Source organism: Arthrobacter sp. QXT-31, assembly GCF_001969265.1.
In the GTDB taxonomy this organism is placed as follows: domain Bacteria; phylum Actinomycetota; class Actinomycetes; order Actinomycetales; family Micrococcaceae; genus Arthrobacter.
The window spans coordinates 1,118,475-1,137,980 of sequence record NZ_CP019304.1 but is presented as its reverse complement, the minus strand read 5'-3'; the positions used below and the strand labels follow the sequence as shown (position 1 = coordinate 1,137,980).

At 63.0% G+C, this 19,506-nt stretch carries 18 protein-coding genes and 2 pseudogenes; 12 read left to right on the top strand and 8 right to left on the bottom strand.

The genetic code is table 11. The features are described from left to right. The first annotated feature begins 198 nt into the window (after positions 1–198). Both BWQ92_RS05075 and BWQ92_RS24180 read left to right on the top strand, forming a co-directional pair. The gene (locus BWQ92_RS05075) at positions 199–735 is read left to right on the top strand and encodes a response regulator transcription factor (protein WP_157365104.1); all 537 of its coding nucleotides are present in this window, start codon (positions 199–201) and stop codon (positions 733–735) included. Positions 736–854: 119 nt separating this feature from the next. After that, positions 855–1,670, top strand: coding sequence for a helix-turn-helix transcriptional regulator (locus BWQ92_RS24180; RefSeq protein ID WP_076798573.1), 816 nt, complete (start codon positions 855–857; stop codon positions 1,668–1,670). A 149-nt stretch (positions 1,671–1,819) separates the two neighbouring features. Here the strand turns inward: BWQ92_RS24180 and BWQ92_RS24175 are convergent, their stop codons facing one another. Beyond that, complete coding sequence (locus BWQ92_RS24175) at positions 1,820–4,333, bottom strand: CBM96 family carbohydrate-binding protein (RefSeq protein WP_442856745.1); 2,514 nt, start codon at positions 4,331–4,333, stop codon at positions 1,820–1,822. A gap of 694 nt (positions 4,334–5,027) precedes the next feature. Further along, positions 5,028–6,263, bottom strand: a complete 1,236-nt coding sequence (locus BWQ92_RS05050) for an MFS transporter (protein WP_076798572.1) — start codon at positions 6,261–6,263, stop codon at positions 5,028–5,030. A 227-nt stretch (positions 6,264–6,490) separates the two neighbouring features. Here BWQ92_RS05050 and BWQ92_RS05045 point away from each other — a divergent pair, with 227 nt between their 5' ends. Further along, positions 6,491–6,739, top strand: a complete 249-nt coding sequence (locus BWQ92_RS05045) for a hypothetical protein (RefSeq protein ID WP_076798571.1) — start codon at positions 6,491–6,493, stop codon at positions 6,737–6,739. Positions 6,740–6,751: 12 nt separating this feature from the next. Here BWQ92_RS05045 and BWQ92_RS05040 read toward each other — a convergent pair whose 3' ends face one another. After that, positions 6,752–7,192: an HD domain-containing protein gene (locus BWQ92_RS05040; protein WP_076798570.1), complete on the bottom strand. Its 441-nt coding sequence runs from the start codon at positions 7,190–7,192 to the stop codon at positions 6,752–6,754. Between the two features lie 146 nt (positions 7,193–7,338). Between BWQ92_RS05040 and BWQ92_RS05035 the strand changes: the two genes are divergently transcribed. Then, positions 7,339–7,860 (top strand): hypothetical protein, encoded by a 522-nt coding sequence (locus BWQ92_RS05035; protein ID WP_076798569.1) that lies wholly within the window; start codon positions 7,339–7,341, stop codon positions 7,858–7,860. A gap of 283 nt (positions 7,861–8,143) precedes the next feature. Here the strand turns inward: BWQ92_RS05035 and BWQ92_RS05030 are convergent, their stop codons facing one another. Both BWQ92_RS05030 and BWQ92_RS05025 read right to left on the bottom strand, forming a co-directional pair. Beyond that, positions 8,144–9,136 (bottom strand): TM2 domain-containing protein, encoded by a 993-nt coding sequence (locus BWQ92_RS05030; RefSeq protein ID WP_076798568.1) that lies wholly within the window; start codon positions 9,134–9,136, stop codon positions 8,144–8,146. A 287-nt stretch (positions 9,137–9,423) separates the two neighbouring features. Continuing rightward, positions 9,424–9,612: a hypothetical protein gene (locus BWQ92_RS05025; RefSeq protein ID WP_076798567.1), complete on the bottom strand. Its 189-nt coding sequence runs from the start codon at positions 9,610–9,612 to the stop codon at positions 9,424–9,426. Between the two features lie 295 nt (positions 9,613–9,907). Between BWQ92_RS05025 and BWQ92_RS05020 the strand changes: the two genes are divergently transcribed. The 3 genes from BWQ92_RS05020 (at position 9,908) to BWQ92_RS05015 (ending at position 12,585) form a co-directional block, all read left to right on the top strand. Beyond that, entirely contained in the window at positions 9,908–11,302 is a 1,395-nt protein-coding gene (locus BWQ92_RS05020; protein ID WP_076798566.1) for an OFA family MFS transporter, read from the top strand. A 1-nt stretch (position 11,303) separates the two neighbouring features. Further along, positions 11,304–11,444 (top strand): MFS transporter small subunit, encoded by a 141-nt coding sequence (locus tag BWQ92_RS23835; protein ID WP_172804249.1) that lies wholly within the window; start codon positions 11,304–11,306, stop codon positions 11,442–11,444. Between the two features lie 256 nt (positions 11,445–11,700). Continuing rightward, positions 11,701–12,585 carry a GmrSD restriction endonuclease domain-containing protein gene (locus tag BWQ92_RS05015; RefSeq protein ID WP_076798565.1) on the top strand — a complete coding sequence of 295 codons (885 nt, stop codon included), beginning with the start codon at positions 11,701–11,703 and terminating at the stop codon, positions 12,583–12,585. A 93-nt stretch (positions 12,586–12,678) separates the two neighbouring features. Here BWQ92_RS05015 and BWQ92_RS24690 read toward each other — a convergent pair whose 3' ends face one another. Beyond that, on the bottom strand, positions 12,679–12,864 hold the full coding sequence (locus BWQ92_RS24690) for a hypothetical protein (RefSeq protein ID WP_442856744.1): 186 nt from the start codon (positions 12,862–12,864) through the stop codon (positions 12,679–12,681). Positions 12,865–14,567: 1,703 nt separating this feature from the next. Here BWQ92_RS24690 and BWQ92_RS05000 point away from each other — a divergent pair. From BWQ92_RS05000 to BWQ92_RS04985, 5 genes and pseudogenes are all read left to right on the top strand, one after another. Continuing rightward, positions 14,568–15,473: pseudogene (locus BWQ92_RS05000) on the top strand (aminotransferase class I/II-fold pyridoxal phosphate-dependent enzyme). Between the two features lie 51 nt (positions 15,474–15,524). Continuing rightward, a pseudogene (locus tag BWQ92_RS04995) lies at positions 15,525–16,182 on the top strand (amino acid permease); the annotation flags it as partial. Between the two features lie 267 nt (positions 16,183–16,449). Beyond that, positions 16,450–16,851, top strand: coding sequence for a hypothetical protein (locus BWQ92_RS04990; protein ID WP_157365103.1), 402 nt, complete (start codon positions 16,450–16,452; stop codon positions 16,849–16,851). After that, positions 16,826–17,269: a helix-turn-helix domain-containing protein gene (locus BWQ92_RS23460; RefSeq protein ID WP_157365102.1), complete on the top strand. Its 444-nt coding sequence runs from the start codon at positions 16,826–16,828 to the stop codon at positions 17,267–17,269. The genes BWQ92_RS04990 and BWQ92_RS23460 overlap by 26 nt, the downstream gene beginning before the upstream one ends. Further along, complete coding sequence (locus tag BWQ92_RS04985; RefSeq protein WP_076798562.1) at positions 17,262–17,672, top strand: hypothetical protein; 411 nt, start codon at positions 17,262–17,264, stop codon at positions 17,670–17,672. The genes BWQ92_RS23460 and BWQ92_RS04985 overlap by 8 nt, the downstream gene beginning before the upstream one ends. 315 nt (positions 17,673–17,987) lie before the next feature. Here BWQ92_RS04985 and BWQ92_RS23455 read toward each other — a convergent pair whose 3' ends face one another. Then, positions 17,988–18,725: a hypothetical protein gene (locus BWQ92_RS23455; RefSeq protein WP_157365101.1), complete on the bottom strand. Its 738-nt coding sequence runs from the start codon at positions 18,723–18,725 to the stop codon at positions 17,988–17,990. Further along, positions 18,722–19,390: a hypothetical protein gene (locus BWQ92_RS23450; protein WP_157365100.1), complete on the bottom strand. Its 669-nt coding sequence runs from the start codon at positions 19,388–19,390 to the stop codon at positions 18,722–18,724. The genes BWQ92_RS23455 and BWQ92_RS23450 overlap by 4 nt, the downstream gene beginning before the upstream one ends. Between the last annotated feature and the right edge of the window lie 116 nt (positions 19,391–19,506).

The window sequence follows — 19,506 nt, the reverse complement described above, 5'->3', positions numbered from 1 at the left end:
GCTGGAGTTCCTCGGTGAAATCCTGCAGCAACCGCTTGGCATGACCCCGGGTACGAGAGGCAGGTGCTGGATCTCCTGGGGCAGTCGTTCGACGGTGCCTGCACCACCCGGAACAGGGTGGACCTGCCATGGGGCAATCACGTCCTTGCTTGCTGGCCCGAGAATTACGTGCCCAACGAGCCACCGGGTGACTATGCAATGAATCAGCAGCCCCTGTTGCGCTGGTTTGTGTTCACTAAGCATGCCGACCCTCAAACAATTGGGCGAGTTCCTGACGCGCTTGCCGGCAGCAGGCTCAAGCGCGCGTGGGAGGACATTGGCCGGCCCTGGGGGTTGAACCACCAGTTGTCCATCCCGCTAAAGCTTCCCGACGGCGACCATCACGCCTACCTCATTCACCGCCCTGACCGGGACTTCACAGACCAAGAGCTAGCCTTGGCCGCCCTGCTTCAACCAGTTCTGACCGGCCTTGCCCATCACTTCGACGTCGTCACAGCGAACGGCGGGGCGCTCCGGGACGGCTCGAGCCAGGGTTTGACGGCGCGCGAAACGACGATACTGACCCTGCTGAGCACGGGCCTAACCGCGGAAGGTCTGGCCAGACGGCTCAGCATTTCCCCGAGAACCGCAGGGAAACACTTGGAACACGTATACCGCAAGCTGGATGTGTGTGACCGCCTGATGGCTGTTCAAAAAGCACACGAGCTGGGCCTGTTGGCGCCTGAACGAAGCTGATGGCAAGTCTCGGTTGCTGTCTGGAGACGGTCTTTACGTCGCGGCCGCCTGATGGCTGGAGCCCCCGCGGGAAGAATTTCCCAGTGTTGCTCCAACGCGTGGGGGCCTAAAATGCACGCGTGGCCCGTAATGCTGAGCAGTACAGGACGTGGCTGGAGTTCATTGGAGAAGTCCTTCAGCAGCCGCTTGGCCTGTCCCAGAGGTTCGAGGCTCAGCTGCTGGAACTGCTCACCGAATCGTTTAACGGCGCTTTAACGACGCGAAACACAGTGACCCCTGAATGGGAGAACAGGATTCTCGCCTGCTGGCCCCGCGACTACATACCCACCGAGATACCCGAAGAGCCGCCCGGCGGCTATGACTTCCGGCAGCAACCCCTGTTGCGCTGGTATGCATTTTCCGGGGAGACAGGACCCCAGACTTTTGGCCGGGTTCCTGAAGCGCTGGCCAGCAGCAGACTCAAACAGGCCTGGGAGGACGTTGCCCGGCCGTGGGGCGTGAACCACCAGCTGTGCATCCCGCTACAAATTGGCGGCTTCGATCTTGACTCCCTGCTCATCTCCAGACCTGACCGCGACTTTACTGACCAGGAGCTCGACCTTGCCAAGCTGTTGCACCCGATTCTGACCTCCCTTGCTGTGCACTTTGCAACTGCACACTCAGCCGGCGGACCCACCCTGGACGGCTCCGCACAGGACCTGACCGCACGCGAGATGACGGTCCTGTCCCTGCTGACCGAGGGGCTGACCGCCGAGGCCCTGGGCAGGCGGCTCGGCATTTCACCGCGTACCGCCGGAAAGCACTTGGAGCACATTTACCGGAAGCTGGATGTGTGCGACCGTCTGATGGCAGTGCAACGGGCACGGGAATGCGGCCTAACCCCGGAATCGCCGGACGTCCTTCATATCGGCCAGTCGAGCCAGCACGCACCTTGATCCATCGCCGATGACGTCCCGGTGGCAACGAAGCGCCCCGGCGTGCCCGCCGGGGCGTTTCCCCCACGTCGCTCACAGATGGCCTCGTTGAGGTCCTCACATCGGCGGCGGGTGCCGCCGATGTGGTCTTGCGGAGAGCGTCACCTCTATTACTGCCTTAGCGTGAGTACCAGTTTGGGTGCGGCTGTGTTCCCGGCTTCTTTGGAGCTGAGTTCCAGGCCGTCGGTGCTGGTGGTGTCGATGCCAAGGGAGAGTGGTTGGCCGAGCTCGGCGGTCAGGCCGCTGACGGTCAGTGGAACGTTGTAGTTCGTATTGGCTGTTGTGGGGCCGAACGAGCCGATGCTGGTTCCGAGTGCCGGACGGTTGTTGTAGGTGATGCCGGTCTCGGTCCAGGTGTCGTTGGTGACCAGTTTGACGTTCTGCCGGCCCGTGGACGGGTTCCCGGCGGCGCGCAGCTGCAAGACCGCGCTCTCCAGTGTCCTGCCCGCGTATGGTGAGAGGTCGAACTTCAGGTACGTGGTGTCCACCGGGCTTGCATCGACACGCAGTACGGTGGACGTGCCAAAGTTCGTCCCGGTCGACCCGCTCGAGACATAGCTGTCAGCGGTGGGCGTCAGGGTGACCGTCTCAGTGCCGCCGCCGGCGGCAGCGGTGGTGAATGTCCAGGTCCTGTCCGCGGCCAGGGCGTTCCCGGCAAGGTCCTTCACGCCGCCGGTGCCGCCCTTGATCGTGGCAGTGTACGTCGTGCTCGCCGTTAGGTCCGCGTCCGGGTTCAGCGTCGCAACCCTGTCCGTGCTGTTGTATGTCACGGTGGCGGGCACCGTCGTTGCTCCGGTCTGCAGTGTGAACGTGGCCGGCGTGATCGTGGCCGCATCCATCGCCTCCGAGAACGTCCCTGTCACATTCGCGGTCACCGCCACACCAGTTGCACCAGCAGCCGGAGACGTACCCGTCACCGTCGGAGCCGTCGTATCACCGCCGCCACCACTTAGCGTGAGTACCAGTTTGGGTGCGGCTGTGTTCCCGGCTTCTTTGGAGCTGAGTTCCAGGCCGTCGGTGCTGGTGGTGTCGATGCCAAGGGAGAGTGGTTGGCCGAGCTCGGCGGTCAGGCCGCTGACGGTCAGTGGAACGTTGTAGTTCGTATTGGCTGTTGTGGGGCCGAACGAGCCGATGCTGGTTCCGAGTGCCGGACGGTTGTTGTAGGTGATGCCGGTCTCGGTCCAGGTGTCGTTGGTGACCAGTTTGACGTTCTGCCGGCCCGTGGACGGGTTCCCGGCGGCGCGCAGCTGCAAGACCGCGCTCTCCAGTGTCCTGCCCGCGTATGGTGAGAGGTCGAACTTCAGGTACGTGGTGTCCACCGGGCTTGCATCGACACGCAGTACGGTGGACGTGCCAAAGTTCGTCCCGGTCGACCCGCTCGAGACATAGCTGTCAGCGGTGGGCGTCAGGGTGACCGTCTCAGTGCCGCCGCCGGCGGCAGCGGTGGTGAATGTCCAGGTCCTGTCCGCGGCCAGGGCGTTCCCGGCAAGGTCCTTCACGCCGCCGGTGCCGCCCTTGATCGTGGCAGTGTACGTCGTGCTCGCCGTTAGGTCCGCGTCCGGGTTCAGCGTCGCAACCCTGTCCGTGCTGTTGTATGTCACGGTGGCGGGCACCGTCGTTGCTCCGGTCTGCAGTGTGAACGTGGCCGGCGTGATCGTGGCCGCATCCATCGCCTCCGAGAACGTCCCTGTCACATTCGCCGTCACCGCCACACCAGTTGCACCAGCAGCCGGAGACGTACCCGTCACCGTCGGAGCCGTCGTATCATTCGGGGGCGGGGTCGTACCATCCCTCGAACCGCTATCTGTCTGCATCCCGCCAAGGACAGGGCGGAACTCCCATGTGTAGGAGCCATCAGGCTTCAGGCTCATCCTCAAATGGCCCCACGTGTCGCTGAACTTCCTTTCCACATAGGCAGGGTTGCTGGTGAAGGACCGCAAGCCGATGCCACCGGTGGACACCTGGAACTGCTGCATCCCGTCCGCGACGCACTGGTCCGCGTTGTTCACCGGGCAGGTCCGCTCATAATTGTGCTGCGTGCCGGAAAGCAGCACCCTCACCCGGTTCGCCCAGAACATATCGATCCACGGCTTGGCCTGAGTGAAGCGGGTGTGTGCCGATGTGTTCGATGTGAAGTACGGGTCGTGATACACAACAGCCAGATGCCTCCCGGCCGTTTTCGCCGCCTTCATATCGGCGTCCATCTCGGCGGTCATGGCCTGCGCCCTTATGGCGTTGTACAGCCATGTAGCCGTGGGAGCAAACACAATGTGCCAGTTGCCCTGATCCACCGAGTACCATTCAAGGGCGTCCTGGAACCGGCCCAAGGTGGTGCTCGTTGCGCTTTTCGTCGTGGACACACATTCACCATTCATGAACCTGTCCAGGTCATCGTTGGTACCGGGTTGTACGTCGTGGTTGGGCCCGGCCGTCCAGAACGTCTTGGCTTTCACCCCGCCCCAGAGAGTGTTCCACGCCCCGAGGGCCGAACAGGTTCCCTTTTCGTACTGGAAGTCACCGATACCGATGAAATTGTGCAGTGACCCGTCGTTCAGCCCGGCGGTGATACTGGCGGCGTTCCTGCCCGATGCGGAGGTGGTGGACGTGTTCCCTGACGGGTTCATGTCACCTACAGCAGCGAAGTCGAACGGGTCAGTTGTGGCGGCAACGGCCTTAGAGTCACCACCGCCCCCTGGGAAGAGCAGAACAAATGCGGCAATGGTTACCGCCGTGAGAAATGAGACCAGAAATGTTCGAAGTTCAGTGATCATTGTGGACTCCCTGAACGGGCCCCTGACGGACGCCAGGAACCGGCATTTGCGGTTGAAAGTATTTCGATGCGGCGGCGGTCTCTAACCGGAACCGCACGGAACGGGTGGCAATCACTGGAGGGCGAGCTGAGCTGCAGCCGTCCGGGCAATGACGCGAAACATCGGAAAGCTGGGCGACGCACATCTGGTGCGGCCTTTTGAAGCCATGAAGCTGAGCAGCTTCGTTCGTGACGTGCCACGCGGAGGAGACCACACGCCGGATACAGTGCGGGCCACGCCCTGACTGCTGCCCGAAACGGGACTGTGGATGCCATTGGATCCTCGGCCAGAAGGAAGAACCCCTTCCACCACCCACAATATTCAGCAGTGGCAGTTGGTCCTATACGCACCCTTACGTACAGCAGGCCCGCCACGCACCTGGGGACGGGGAGGAAGCGGAGCAGGCTGGGAACGCGCGGGATGTTCGACATACTCCCGTTGAGCGCTACGCCGTGTATCGACACTCGCCGGTCTGTGCGAATACTCAACACTGACCGGTTGTGATGACTCAGTGCTGGAGCGCCGGCTCCGCGGCTTCCGCCTCGGTCCAGCCGCGCTCTATGCGGCCGGGCGGGTACGCGTGCCGCTTCCCGGCCAGCGTAATGACAAGCGCGACGGCGACCGGCAGCGCCGCGGCGACAGGCACCATGAGCGGGCCGGCCAGGACGAGGGCGGCGGAGCCGTAGAGGGCACCGACGGTGATGCCGAGCTGGATGGTCAGGACGGTGAGGCCGTTGGCGGCATCGCGGTATTCGCCGCCGGCGCGGAGGATGGCGGCCTGGTTGTAGATGCCGATCGCGCCGAGCCCGGCGCCCCAGACGGCCATGAGGACCATGGCAACCGGGAAGATTCCGCCGCCGAGCGGGAGGAGGAGCATCGCAACGGCGATGGCCGCCGTCGTGATCAGCAGCGAGCGGCGGGGCCGGGTGTCCACGGTGATGCCGGCGATCCAGATGCCGATGAGGCCGGAGGCGCCGAGGACGGTGAGGGAGAGGCTGATGGCGTAGTCGGGCAGGCCGGCTTCGCGGATGAACGGCGCGATGTAGGTGAACAGTGCGAAGTGGGCCAGGACCAGCAGCGGCCAGGCGATCGCCACGGATTTCACGCCGGGCTGGGCGATGGCCAGCCGCATGGAGGGGCGGACGGCGTCGGGGGTCCGGCGGAGACCTGGCAGGAGCCAGAGGGCCAGCCCGGTCAGCAGCAGGCCGAAGCCGGCGAGGAAGAGGAAGGCCGCGCGCCAGCCGAAGAGCGTGCCCAGTGCCGTGCCAAGGGGAGCGCCGATGGCCAGGCCCAGGCTGTTGCCGCTGAACACAATCGCCAGGGCTTTGCCCACCTTGTCGGCCGGGACCACGCGCGAGACGAACGGCGCCATGGTGGTCCAGAGCAGGCCGTGCGCCAGGCCGCCGACCAGCCGGGCGCCCATGGCTGCACTGAAGTTCGGTGCGAGGCCCACGAGCACGTTGCTCAACGCAAACGTCAGGACGAGTGACACGAGCAGGGTCTTCCGCGGAACCCGGGCCAGCAGCCGCGCGGCCGGGATCACCGTGACCACGATGACGGCGGCATAGGCGGCGGCCAGGTAGCCGGCCACGGGCTCGGACACGGCCAGGCCCTCACTGATCTGGGGCAGCAGACCGGACGGCAGGAGCTCGGTGGTGATGGCCGTGAAGGCGATGGTGGCCAGAACCAGCATCGCGGCGAGCGGGAAGCGTTTGGGCGCAGGCGAGGGCAGGGCGGAGGACATGGGGGAGCGGATCCATTCAAAGGGGGTGGGGCGGAAAGGGACGTCGCTGGCCCGGAAGTTCCAACCACAAAGTTACCGGATTTATTCTCCCTGAGGCAGGGTCTGCCAGTCCCTGTTTGGGAGCACTCGGTGTACGGCACCTCACGGGAGCAGTTACAAAAATTGCATAGCCCTAAGAGTTTTTTGTAACTGCTGCAGTTGTCCGTACCCAGGGATACATTGCAGCCATGACCGATGAAGTGAAGCCTGGAAGGAAGCGGGAAGCCGTCCGGAAGTGCCCCATCTGCGGCCGCGAGTCGTGGCGGATCGCGTACGGCATGATGACGTCCGACGCGTGGGCCGAGCATCCGAAGACGGAGTTTGCCGGGTGCTGCGTGATAGTGGAGGAAAGGATCTCTCCCGCCACAGGAAAGGTCGAGACCGGGGTGCCGGAGTGGGCATGCCAGAACCCGGAGTGCCAGCACCGCTGGTGGTGACGGCGCGGGCTCTCAGTGCGCCAGTAGCTCCAGCGCCTTAGCGTATTTCCCCGCCAGCCGCTCCCGCACGTCAGGGTCCAAGCGCGCCGTCCGTACCGGATCGGTGTTGTCCGCGATGTCCGCCAGCTTCACCTCCAAGGCGATGGGATTGCTTCGGATGGCCTCGTAGTACCGGTCACCCTTGTCCTCCACGGTGCGGGTGAGCAGGACGACGGCGTCAATCACCTCGTCGCTGATGCCGGCGGCCCTCAGATCCCTGGCTGTGATGGAACAGTCCTCGATGACGTCGTGCAGCCATGCCGCCGCAACATGCTTCGGGTCATCCAGCCTGTTTGCCACTCTGCGGGGATGCTCGATGTAGGGATCACCGAGCTTGTCGGTCTGGAACCTGTGAGCGATGGTCGCGATCGCCTTCGCCGCAGCCACTTCCGGGTTAGCTACCAGCTTTTCCATTGGTACCCCCTTTTTTGCCGAGCGTTCGGCCTCCTTCAGCCACAGGCAGAGTACCAACGCCCCTGACATATGGTCAGCGCGGGCAGGAATCGCTTCGACCGAATAAATGTCAGTGGGGGCTCTGACAATGAGGGTATCGGTTAGAGATGAAAGGCACCGACATGCTGGATACGATCGCACTTCCCGAGTCCTCACTGGAGCTAATGCCGGAACTTCAGCCCGAGGGAGCGTTGGAATGGAAAGCCCAGGTGGGGACGTGGGACACGGGCTGGCACGACGTGGAGTCATCCTCCCATCTGTGTGGCCTTATTCAAGCGGTCCGTCACGACGGCAACTGGCTGGTTGTGCAGACCAGGTATATCGATGTGACGCGCTACGGGAGGTACGCCCAGGCCATGAGCACGGGAAGCGGTTACCAAGTAGAGGTTGCAATGGTCAGCGGTGGGACCACCAATAACTGGCGCATCGGACTGGGACCTTTGGCAGATGAGGCGGGGAACGAGCCACACACAGGAGTCGCTCCGTCACAGAACCTGAGCCTGGCGGCGGCTTGTGAAGTGATGGTGTCGTGGCTGAACGGCCACGGGCTGCCTTTGGGCTACGGTGCAGCACTTCATGTTTACGGTAAGTCGGCGAACAAGAATGTGGAGCGATGCGACGGTAGGTGACCTCCGGAAACTCCATGAGGAGACGAAGGATAAGCCTTATCTCTCCAGCCTTGACCCGATCGCGACCGGTCCTTCGTGGACCGGCGCCAGCCTGACGACACGCCGCTGTTTCCCCCGATCCGCGGCCGTCAACCCCATGAAGGAAGATGGCTCCGACTGAGCTGCTCCTGCCGCGCGGAGGCTGCCACGCCTGCGCCTCGGACAGCGGCAGCTTCTGGGCGCGAGAGGAGCCCCCGCAAGCGTGAATGAACTGTTTGCGGGGGCTCCGTAGGAACACCGGTGGCTACGGGGTTACGCTGATGCGCGCGACTTCCTGCAGGATCGGGTTTGTGATGATGACGGTGGACGTGCCGGGCTTGATGTCGAAGGCTACCTTGCCGCGCGCCTTGTCGCCAGCAGGGATCTCACCGGAACCGAGGGGGTCATCCATGAAGAGCTCAACGTTGGCGGAGCGGCCGTCAGCGTCCTTGGCCTTGAAGTACAGCGGGTTGCTGCTGGTCTCCCCCTTCTCCGTCTCCCACAGCACATCGAGGGTCAGGTAGCCGCCGTTCTTCGCCGGGCTGGCGTACGGGCCGGAGGTGATCGCGTCACCGTAGGTGGCGGAAAGGATGGTGATCCTGGCGGTGTTTCCGTTCCCCATGTCAGCGGTGAACGCCTGGCCGACCTTCTTCTCCGAGGATGCAGCCGGTGCTTTGGCTGCGGGTGCGTCCGCCGGAACGGCGGGTGCTGCCGGAGCCTCGGCTGCGGGTTCGCCGGTGGCTGGTGCGGAGACGGGGTCCGAGGCCGCTCGGGTGGAGTTGAAGACGATGCTGAGAAGGATCACCACGCCGGTGACGATGAGGGCGACTTTCTTATGCTTGTCGTAGCCCTCCAGCGGCAGGCCCTGCTTGTCGCGCTGGTTGTTCGTCAGAACGAGGATGAGGTCAACGAGTGCCCAGATTCCAATGCCACCCAAGGTGAACAGCTTGAGCAGGCCGGTACCGACCTTGCCCAGGTAGAAACGGTCAGCGCCGAATATGCCGAGGAGCAGGGAGAGCAGCCAGGTCACGAGGAACGACTTGTTGCTCACGCCGTATGGGCCAAGGGACGGGCCTCCGGGATATGGTGCCGGGGCGCCCTGGTAGGGTCCGGGGGCGCCGGGGTAAGGCTGCGTGTACACGGGTGCCTGCCCGTAAGGGGCCTGCTGCGGCTGCTGCGGTGCGCCGTAGGAGGGCGCGTGCCCGTAGGGGACCTGCTGTGGTTGCTGCGGTGCCCCGTAGGGGTCAGTTGAACTCATCGGATTCCTTTCCAAACGGCGCCCTGATGCCGGGCGCCCGTGGGTCGTGACGGGAGTGAGGATTCGCCGTTTACTGTTCGGCGGCGTACCGAGCGGCGGTGGTGCGGGCGGATGGCTCGCGCACCACGGCAGGCTGAAGTGTCGTTTGTTCCCCCAAGAGTACGTTTGCGATGTACTGCCCGTTAAGCATGCCCGCGCATCGACATGGTTTCGGTCAGGATTGACACAGGCTTTACATAGTTTTGGGGCAGTAACCGCAGGGAAGCACGCGGTCCCTCCCAACCTGATCACGCCGCCGAGGGGATGGAGCGTTCCGTCGTGAACCCGAGCACGTGGCCGTAGAACACGTCGTTGTTCGCGTGGAAGTCCAGCCAGTACTCGGCGATGGAGCCGATGTCGAAACGCTCCTGGTGGACGGGATGCCTCGACTTGGTCGTCAGCAGCGCGATCTGGTTGCTCGCCCAGCCTTCGTCCATGAGTCGTCGATGCAATCATCCGCGGCGCCGAGGGCATCCTCCGTCGGGCACTCCACGCGCCGGACGGGCTTCCGTTCCAGCGCGAGAACCTACCGCTCGCCGCGAAACTGCCGCCGTTCGGCGCAGAACGGCGGCACCGGGATGTGACATGCACCATGATTGCCGGAGGCAGCGGCGGCTGAACGCGCCGTTCGCTTCACCTGCCGGGACACGCCCCGGCATTGCCCCAAGACAAGTGCCGGGACAGGCACCGGACGCGCGCAGGGGACATCGACGTCATGAACGAGGAGCACTTATGAGCTGGCTGGACCGAGAACGAACCATTGCCCCGCCGGGGTTCAACCGCTGGCTGGTCCCGCCCGCGGCGCTCGCGGTCCACCTCTGCATCGGGCAGGCCTACGCGACCAGCGTCTACAAGACCGCCCTGGTCAAGCACTTCGGTGCCAGCCTGACCGAGATCGGCGTGATCTTCTCCATCGCCATCGTGATGCTGGGACTCTCGGCTGCGGTCATGGGCACCTGGGTGGATACGAACGGCCCGCGCAAGGCGATGTTCACCTCGGCCGTGTTCTGGTCCGGCGGCTTCCTGATCGGCTCACTCGGCATCTTCACCCACCAGCTGTGGCTCGTCTACCTGGGCTACGGCGTGGTGGGCGGCATCGGCCTGGGCATCGGCTACATCTCGCCGGTGTCCACCCTGATCAAGTGGTTCCCGGACCGGCCCGGCCTCGCCACCGGCATGGCCATCATGGGCTTCGGCGGCGGCGCGCTGATCGCCAGCCCCGTCTCCACCGCGCTGCTCAAGGCGTACGATCCCAACTCCGGCGCGAAGGACTGGGTGGCCAGCGGCGACGCCGTGGGCAGGCTCTTCCTGACCCTCGCCGCCGTCTACCTGGCCTACATGCTCTTCGGCGCCTTCACCATCAAGGTCCCGGCCGACGGCTGGCGACTGGCAGGGTTCGACCCCGCCACGGTGAAGGCCGCCAAACTCGTCACCACGGAGAACGTCTCGGCCCGGAACGCCGTGAAAACCCGGCAGTTCTGGCTGGTCTGGATTGCGCTGTTCTGCAACGTCACTGCCGGCATCGGCATCCTGGAGCAGGCAGCGCCGATGATCCAGGATTTCTTCCGGCAGTCCGACGGCGGCTCCCTGGTGAGTGCCGCCGTCGCCGCCGGCTTCGTGGGGCTGCTCTCCATCGGCAACATGGCAGGGCGCTTCGCCTGGTCCGCCACCTCCGACATCACCGGCCGCAAGCGGATCTACATGGTGTACCTCGGCGTCGGGGCGGTGCTTTACACGGTGCTGGCGCTGGCCGGGTCGGCCACCACGGTCCTCTACGTGGCACTCGCGTTCGTCATCATCTCCTTCTACGGGGGCGGGTTCGCGACCGTGCCGGCCTACCTGCGGGACCTCTTCGGTACCTTCCAGGTGGGCGCCATCCACGGCCGGCTGCTGACCGCCTGGTCCGCCGCCGGAGTGGCCGGCCCGCTGATCGTCAACGCCTTCCTGGACGCCCAGGGCAAGCCCGGCCAGCTGAACGCTGCGTCCTACCAGCCGGCGCTGCTGACCATGGTGGCGCTGCTGGTGGTCGGGTTCCTGGCCAACCTGCTGGTGAAGCCGGTGGACGCACGATTCCACGAACCCCGCCCAGACCGCGGACGGGAACACGAACCTGCCATGGAGGCCTGAAATGAGCGACAACACTCCCCGCGCGCTGGCGCCGGTCAAAGTATCCGCCGGCAAACTTGCCGTGGCCTGGGCGCTCGTCGGGGTGCCGCTGGGCTACGGGGTGTTCCAGACCCTGACGCGCGTGGCGGCGCTGTTCGGCTGACCCGGCTCTGAAGAAGTTCGACGGCGGCCCGCACCATCCCGGGCCCGCCGCCGCGCCCTTTTGGTCACCTTTGTTGCTGCAGGTCCGCTTCTCTGTTCCTCCAGGCGCAGGATCGGCGCAGGAGTCCGGCAGGATTGCCCCAGCCTGGCCAAAACGGGCAGTTCGGGCTGCTTGCCGGCCTCTAAACTCGTTCCCGGCGTAAAGCGGCCTTGATGCTTTGCGCCGGGAATTGCCGCGCACACAATGGGGGAACCGCATGCCGAACGACACGTCCTTTTCCGGCTTCCGGGGTTGGCTGCCCGGGGAGCGGCTGCCTGCGAAACGCAGGGTGGCCGCCGTCGTTCTTGCTGCTTTCCTGTCGCTCACTTCCGCGGGTGTGCCGGCGGCGGGTGGTGCGCCGCTAGACGGCACCACTCTGGACAGCTCGACCACGGCGGCCGACCTGCTGGCCACCCTTCCGGTGAAGGGGCGGGCGCCCAAGACGGGATATGAACGGTCGCTGTTCGGACCGACGTGGGCTGACGTGGACCAGAACGGCTGCGACACCCGCAACGACATCCTCCGCCGGGACCTGACCGGGGTGACGTACACCAACAGCGTCCCGTGCAAGGTGCAGTCGGGGATCCTCGCGGACCCGTACACGGGCACCACCATCAGCTTCGTCCGCGGCACCACCACCAGCAGCGCCGTGCAGATCGACCATGTGGTGGCGCTCAGCGATGCGTGGCAGAAGGGCGCCCAGCTGTTGAGCACGGAAGTGCGGACGGCATTCGCCAACGATCCACTGAACCTTCAGGCGACCGACGGCCCCACCAACCAGCAAAAGGGCGACGGAGACGCCGCTACCTGGCTGCCGCCGAACAGGGGCTTCCGCTGCGAGTACGTCGCCCGGCAGGTCTCCGTGAAGGCGCGGTACGGCCTGTGGGTGACGCAGGCCGAACACGATGCGATCGCCGGCATCCTCGCCGGCTGCCCCGGCCAGCCGGCACCGACTTCCGTTGAGCCCGCCGCCCCGGCTGCCGTCTACTACGCAAACTGCGCGGAAGTGGTGGCCGCCGGAGCTGCGCCGCTGTACGCCGGTTCCGCCGGCTACCGGTCCGGCCTGGACGGGGACGGCGACGGGGCGGCCTGCGAGGGGTAGAGCGTACGACGGCTGCGCTTGGCTCTGGTGCCGTCGCTGCAGCGACCGCGGGTACTGCGAGTGGGGCCCGGGCTTGTGCCGCGGCGCCTGCGCTTACTCGGTAACAGCCGCCGGAACCCGCTCGCCGTCGCGCACGGCAGAAGTGCTGCGCCGGCGCCAGTAGGCGGCCAGAACGGCGTCGGAAACGTTGTGCCAGACGGAGAAGATGGCGCCGGGCAGGGCCGCTTCGGGGGTGAGGTCCTGCCGCGCCAGTACTGCCGGGAGGCCCGAATTCTGCATGCCGACCTCGATCGCGGTGGTGCGCCGGGAGGGAATTGGCCGTCGGCAAAGGCGCGCCGCGGCATAACCGAGGCGTAGCCCAGTCCGTTGTGCAGGGTAACGGCGGCGAGCACCAGCAGTCCGGCTGCGAAAGATTTCTGCAGAGGCAGAGGCAGAGGCCTGCTCCACATCCACAGTTGGTGGTAGCAACCGAGGGTGATGCCGGTTGGTATTCGCTTTTCTGCCCTGGGGGCATCGGGCCGAAAGTCGGTAACGCCGATGTCGATACCGTCCGTTACGGTGTCAGCACTCCTGCCATGTAAGGAAGACGTCGCCGTAGCGAATCCCATCTGCTTCGACGGCGGAGTTTCTGACGGCTATGATGATGCGTCCAGTTTCTTGCCGGAAAGGGTGGCGGGTGTATCCGCGAAGTGACTTCACTCGAGATTCCGGTACGTGTTCGGCTGCGAGTACCCACTTATCCGGGTGCTGAATGGCAAGCAGCGCCATCGCGTCCCAGTTGTAGTCCTCTCCCCGGTTCGCACGCGGGGGCACTTTGCTGGACATGCTCCCGATCATGGTCGCGTGCCTTCCTTTGTAGGGTATGGGGTGTGCTGTCCGGTGCTTGTACAGCAAGCCGCCCTATTCCAACACCTGGTAAACACTTGGACCTCCTTGCGATTAAGCGGCTCCTTGACGATCAGCGAGCTACTATCGTCTCCCTGCTTCCTCAGGATTAGCCGCGGAATGAATCAATGTTTCCCAAAACCGCGGCTCGCCGCTTCCCCTGCGGATGGCGGGCCTCCCGTGGCTCACGGGCAACGGACTGCCCATCCTCGCGGCGATCTTCACCGGTGGGCTTCATCGGCGAGGACTCCCGCCCCCCAGCTTTTGAGCACGTTCGCGCTCGTGGCGCTCCTGGCAGTGGCCAACCGGATGAACCACCGGAACCGGAAGGTTCTGCCCATCGTCGGACCGGGAGAAGCCACTGGTGCTAACCGACTGAAACAGGGGCTGTGAACTCTTTGATGATGATTTGGGCGCTTAAGGGCTCGCCCTGTGTAGCCGGGCGCGCCTTGAGGTCTTCCTGAAGTGCCGATCTATGTCTTACGGCTCTGGTTGTCCAGGCAATGATCGTGGCCGGGTCCGATGTGGTCGACCTGGTTCGCGGGAACTCAGGAACTTTACGAAAATCCTTTGTCGACGGCTCGACTTGGTATTCAGCAACCGAGTAAGGCCGCGGTTTCTAAAGCCGCTACGCAGATTTGGGGAGACGAATGGCCCTACAGCCTGAAGCAGAAAGTGAAGCAGGTCATTTCAATCATCAGGGCGGCCAACAGGCACATTTAGCCGATTCGCCGGTCGGCGCCGTCGCCGCCGCTGAACGAGGGTGAGGGGACTGGCAAGGGCAGTAATTGGAGCAGGCTGTCCCCGAATTTCAGGGCCGCCAGCGAGAGGGCTTGCCACGCTCGGGCGGTGACACGGTTACTCTTCTCCGTTGACCAAGCACGGTCATTGCACTCGGGCGAGAGACCGATCGCGATTACTTGGAAACTGCGCAGGCCGATGCCGGCAGATGTGTATGTGACCGCCGCGGCGGTCGCGCACTGAGGGCTTGCGGGCCGGTGCAGCGCCGGCGCGGACATCGCCGCCCTCGCCAGCAATGAAAGCCTCTACACCCCGCTGCCAGCACCACCGCTGCCGTGGCCGAAGCGGCGGGCAGGATGAACCGCTACCCGGACATGGCCGCCGCCGAACGCCGCGAACGGATTGCCCGGCACCTGGGCGTCACCGCGGAGGAGGTGGCGGTGGGACCCGGCAGCGTGGGTGTCCTGCAGCAGATCATCACCGGACTGTGCGACGCCGGGGACGAGGTGGTCTTCGCGTGGCGCTCCTTCGAGGCCTACCCCATCCTGGTGGAGCTGGCAGGCGCCCGGCCGGTCCGCATCCCGCTGGACGGCGCCGAGGGGCCATGACCTCGACGCCATGGCCGCCGCCGTCACCGACCGCACCAAGGTCATCCTGCTCTGCACGCCCAACAACCCCCCGGCGTGCCGATCAGCCACGACGGCCTCGAGACCTTCCTGCAGTCCGTCCGCTCCGACGTCCTGGTGGTGATCGACGAGGCCTACGTGGAATGCGCCGACGCCGGGAGCGGCCCCGACTCCCTGGCGCTCTACCGCCGGTACCCGAACGTCTGCATCCTGCGCACCTTCTCCAAGGCCTACGGGCTCGCCGGCCTGCGCGTCGGGTACGCAATTACGACGGCGGCAATCGCCGAAGGTCTGCGCCGCACCGCCCTGCCGTTCGCCGTGAGCGCGCTGGCGCAAAAGGCGGCCATCGCCTCGCTGGACGCGGGGGAGGAGATGGCAGCGCGCGTTGCTTTGGTGAAGCAGGAGCGCGCCCGGATGGCCGCCGAGCTGGAAGCCCAGGGCTGGAAGCTGCAGCCGAGCCAGGGCAACTTCCTATGGATCCGCGCCGACTACCCCCTCCTGGCGAGGCTCGTGGACGCGTTCAACGCTGCCGGCGTCCTGGTCCGCGCGTACCCGGTCGACGGCGTACGGACCACCGTGGCGGACCCCGCCTCCAATGACCGCGTGCTCCGGCTCCTAGCAGCCCACGCGGCCTGACAACTTTCTGACTTCTACCAAACCGTTCCACCTACAAACAGAGGAATTCCGATGGAACAACAGACAAAGACGTCTGCCCACGCCCTCGGCGCGGCCCGCAAACCACGCCAGCTCACGATGATGGGGCTGGGCAGCGCGATCGGTGCCGGCCTGTTTATCGGTTCGGGCGCGGGCATCCAGGCTGCCGGCCCGGCGGTGCTGATCTCCTACCTCGTGGCTGGCACGCTCATCATCCTGGTGATGTGGGCGCTCGGCGAGATGGCCGCCGCCGACCCGGCCAGCGGCGCCTTCTCCGTCTACACCGCCAAGGCCTACGGCCCGGTGGCCGGCGCCACGGTCGGCCGGCTCTGGTGGATCCACCTCGTGGTGGTCATCGCCGCCGAAGGGCTCGGCGCGGCCGGTCTGCTGGCCACGATCTTCCCCGCCCTGCCGGTGTGGCTGATGGCCCTCGTGTTCAGGTGCTCACCGCCGTGAACCTGACCAGCGTGAAGAACTTCGGGGAGTTCGAGTTCTGGTTCGCCCTGCTCAAGGTGGCGGCGATCGTCGGGTTTCTCCTGGTGGGCGCTGCCCTGCTCTTCGGGTGGCTGCCGGGCGTGCAGTCGCCCGGCCTGGCCAACTTTATGGGCGACGGCTTCGCACCCAGCGGTTCGGCGGGATTGCGACGGCGCTGTTTGTGGTGGCGTTCGCGTTCGGCGGCACGGAGATCTTGCGGTAGAACTGCTATGCGTACCCAGCTACGGGCATCAAATACGATTTCGCGACGCGTACGGCGTCGTTGGACTCCTTCTCCCTATGGTATTTTTCATTCACCGAAGTGCGATCAGTGGGGGCCAAAAGAGTGGAAGTTTGTACACCGGTCGGCATCCGGTCTTGCCAAAACCTCCATGACGAAACGGGCCTCACAACCAAGTGGCAGCGAGTGCCAGAGTGCGGGACAGAGTTTAGCCTCCTAAGGGACAAGAAGTTGGATGAGCGCATGTCTGAGGCGGCCCACGCCGACGCTTTTTCCAAGTTGTCTGATCTCATGGCCAAGGCCCGAGCGGGGAAGATTGACTTCGAATCGCGCAATCCTGATGCAAAGGTGATGGAACTACCGGGCTACGCGTACATCATCGAGCTTCGTCCGAAGAAGGGCGCAGCTACTGTGTTCGGCAAACCTGCTAGGCTGGTACGTTTGTATTACGCAGAACCACTCTGGTTGACGGATCAGTTGGTGGCACTGCACTTGGCGACAAAGCCCGACGGGCAAGATGTGAATAGCGAACAGAACGCCGCAATCCGGGAAGCAGGATATCGGGCTGACGGATGGTCATTGTATTCAAAGCAATTGGCGACGGGAAAGGAAAAGGCAAATGGTACTGACGACGCAATCCAATAACGGACGTAGAGTCGCTCAAGGTCCGTCTGCTAATACCCAACTCGTTAGCGATGCCAATAACAGCTCTCAGCACAAATTGCTGATGGACTTGGCTAAAGCTCGAATGATGCGCGGTCTCACGGTTCAAAAGGTTGCCGAACTTCTCGGTGCAACAACCGAAATCGTCGAGGATATCGAGTCCGGTGATTATGAGCCGAACCTTACCGAACTGCGGCAGTATGCGTATGCGATTGAAGCTGTTGTTGAGTTTCGCGTTCACGCCTGTGCAGTCGAAAGCCTTTCGAGGATTAGCGAAAAATTCTGGCGTCACGGGTCTGTTTCTGATGATCTTTGGGTTCATGTCTCCTGGTCTGACGCTATGACCGAGCGCTCGGCGGCGTCAGCTGTTATTGAAATTGTACGGGCTGAGAATGGCTGAGTATAAGTACGAGGCTTTCCTCTCGCGCATTGAGGTAATCCGGGGCCCCAGTTCGGATGTCCATCAGGAACCTTCGCAATGGGATGTCGCGATCGAGGAAGCAGGGCAATTTGTTCTGCTGACCGGCGTATTGCGGACTCATTGTGATGCCGGGATGGGACAGGCCTTGGTGCACGGAGCTCTGCTGCCAACTACCCTCGACGGGTCGAAGGCCGACGTCGAAGAGGCAAGGAACAGCGTTGCTGCCTCGGGGTGTATAGAGGCTATGTACGACCTTGCGAGGCGATCTGTAAACATGCAGGCTGCTGTGATGGACTTCAGCTTTGACCTCGCCACCAAGGCGCCCAAGGTTTCCGTTGACCTGAAAGAACCGCATGAACATAGCGGTCCGCTCGTGTCCTGACATATAGCAAGGCGAGGTTTCTAATTCACTCTGCTTGTTAGAGCAGGCGGGCGGGTACGCGTTGGGCAGGGCAAATGACCGTCATAGGGGATGCCGAAGGTTCTCTAATTTCAGCAGGCACTCCACTGTTCATTTACGGTACCGCTCTAGGGGGTGCAAAGGGAGGGATCTTTATAGCAGTTCAGCCGCAGTGCTTCTACACGGTTGTTAGGGTCTAGCGCAGTTAGCGGCCTAAGTGCACGGCGCAGTTTGAGGGAGATCAAGACCCTTGTCTATAGTGAGTACTAAGGGCCCACGATTTGGGTCGAGCGGCCATTATGGATAATAGCTCCCAGCCTTCCACAGCCTGTCGGTCTCATCCTCGAAGTGTTCGAACCACTCTTTGTCGGCGGGGGTCAGCAAGAATATTGGCTTCGCTTCATTTGCCGGAGCGAAGCCGTACATCTGAACCATTAAAGTTGCAGACGGAAGTCCGAGTTCTAAAGCATTTATCCCTACGCGCGGCAACACACGTGTGGTGCGTATCTCCAAATTTGTCCCAAGTTGGGAACGTATATTCTTTGCCGAAGTTAGACTGTTTTGAATGTCTACTATAACCTCTTCACTATTTTGACTTCGAGTTGTCGCAATCATTTGGATAAGATTCTCGTCCGTCGGATCTGGCAACAATATGCGGACGGTTCCATTGTTTCGCAATATCCGCTTGATGTCGCGCTCCATCGTAGGAAGTGTTCGTTTCATGGACATTCCAGCGAAAAAATAATGTGAAGAAGCTTTTGCCCTCGCATTATAATATTCTTCGGGGAAATCGTCTGAAAAAATGTCCGTTCGTCCTCGCTGCCAAGTGGTGGCAACTTTTGAGATCTGGTCCCTGCTTTTTATCTGTGAAATGGCAAGGACGCCTAGGAGGCCGAGCATGCAAGGGCCCAAAAACTTAGCATCAAGGCCGACGATGCCTAAAACCGCAAAAATGACTGCCAGTGCCGCTAATATCCAAACGTCCAGATTTTGACGCGATTTTATGTCCTTCAAGGCCCAAGCAAAGAAGCTCACACTACCGACCTTGCTAGTTCTTGATTGAGAGTATTAAGCATAGTAAGTTTTTCCTCCTGCGGCACGAGGGGTCGGTCGTATGAATTCGAAGCGATCTGACTGTCGCTATACACTGTCGCTTTTTGCATTCTGGGATGAGATGCGATCATTAATGTTGCCACAAATGCTTCAGATTGGATTTGTGTTTCATGAGGAATACCAGCCTCTACGACGTGAAGTTGTCCCGCAGATACGGTCACGGTTGACGTAGGGCGTATCAAGGACGTTTTGGTCGGGCCAAAGGAATTTCGGTCGACCAGATAGTCTATGTCAGCACTCTGATACTCCTGAACTTCCAAACCTGGGCCCTGAATTTCTTCGAAGAGTGTCTCACTGTACGTTCCCACCAAGACCTGACTGCAAAGATGCCAAACATGTGAATGGATGGGTGGTGCGTCCGGACGCAACACCCGCGGCGAATTGGGCCAGATGTGGAGCCGTAGTTGGCCGAGTTTGTGATGGTCGTCGATGTGAAACACGGCGAAGCCGTTTGGATGCCACCGACACTCTTCCGTTTTAAGTCGGGGGAGGGTCATATCTAGCAGACGATCGCTCTCTTCCTGGAGCGCATCTCTCGCGGCATCGCAGAATTCTATGAAAGTTGTTGCCGTGGCCTTGTCCTCCATGAGCTTCCTTTCTTTGGTGCCAGTCCAGTTCTCCTCAATGAATCATAGGGGGCCAGAAACCAGCTCTCGCACGCTCCACGGGTGGTAACTGCGCAGTCCCTTCTTTTCGATCGCTG

Bases quoted from the DNA above. Each gene is read 5' to 3' on its own strand.
- BWQ92_RS24175 (WP_442856745.1), bottom strand. From the start codon at position 4,333: ATGAACCCGTCAGGGAACACGTCCACCACCTCCGCATCGGGCAGGAAC.
- BWQ92_RS23835 (WP_172804249.1), top strand. From the start codon at position 11,304: ATGAGCGACAACACTCCCCGCGCGCTGGCGCCGGTCAAAGTATCCGCC.
- BWQ92_RS24690 (WP_442856744.1), bottom strand. From the start codon at position 12,864: ATGCAGAATTCGGGCCTCCCGGCAGTACTGGCGCGGCAGGACCTCACC.
- BWQ92_RS05025 (WP_076798567.1), bottom strand. From the start codon at position 9,612: ATGGACGAAGGCTGGGCGAGCAACCAGATCGCGCTGCTGACGACCAAG.
- BWQ92_RS04990 (WP_157365103.1), top strand. From the start codon at position 16,450: ATGTCTGAGGCGGCCCACGCCGACGCTTTTTCCAAGTTGTCTGATCTC.
- BWQ92_RS05050 (WP_076798572.1), bottom strand. From the start codon at position 6,263: ATGTCCTCCGCCCTGCCCTCGCCTGCGCCCAAACGCTTCCCGCTCGCC.
- BWQ92_RS05045 (WP_076798571.1), top strand. From the start codon at position 6,491: ATGACCGATGAAGTGAAGCCTGGAAGGAAGCGGGAAGCCGTCCGGAAG.
- BWQ92_RS23460 (WP_157365102.1), top strand. From the start codon at position 16,826: ATGGTACTGACGACGCAATCCAATAACGGACGTAGAGTCGCTCAAGGT.
- BWQ92_RS05040 (WP_076798570.1), bottom strand. From the start codon at position 7,192: ATGGAAAAGCTGGTAGCTAACCCGGAAGTGGCTGCGGCGAAGGCGATC.
- BWQ92_RS05020 (WP_076798566.1), top strand. From the start codon at position 9,908: ATGAGCTGGCTGGACCGAGAACGAACCATTGCCCCGCCGGGGTTCAAC.
- BWQ92_RS05075 (WP_157365104.1), top strand. From the start codon at position 199: ATGAATCAGCAGCCCCTGTTGCGCTGGTTTGTGTTCACTAAGCATGCC.
- BWQ92_RS04985 (WP_076798562.1), top strand. From the start codon at position 17,262: ATGGCTGAGTATAAGTACGAGGCTTTCCTCTCGCGCATTGAGGTAATC.
- BWQ92_RS05015 (WP_076798565.1), top strand. From the start codon at position 11,701: ATGCCGAACGACACGTCCTTTTCCGGCTTCCGGGGTTGGCTGCCCGGG.
- BWQ92_RS23450 (WP_157365100.1), bottom strand. From the start codon at position 19,390: ATGGAGGACAAGGCCACGGCAACAACTTTCATAGAATTCTGCGATGCC.
- BWQ92_RS05030 (WP_076798568.1), bottom strand. From the start codon at position 9,136: ATGAGTTCAACTGACCCCTACGGGGCACCGCAGCAACCACAGCAGGTC.
- BWQ92_RS05035 (WP_076798569.1), top strand. From the start codon at position 7,339: ATGAAAGGCACCGACATGCTGGATACGATCGCACTTCCCGAGTCCTCA.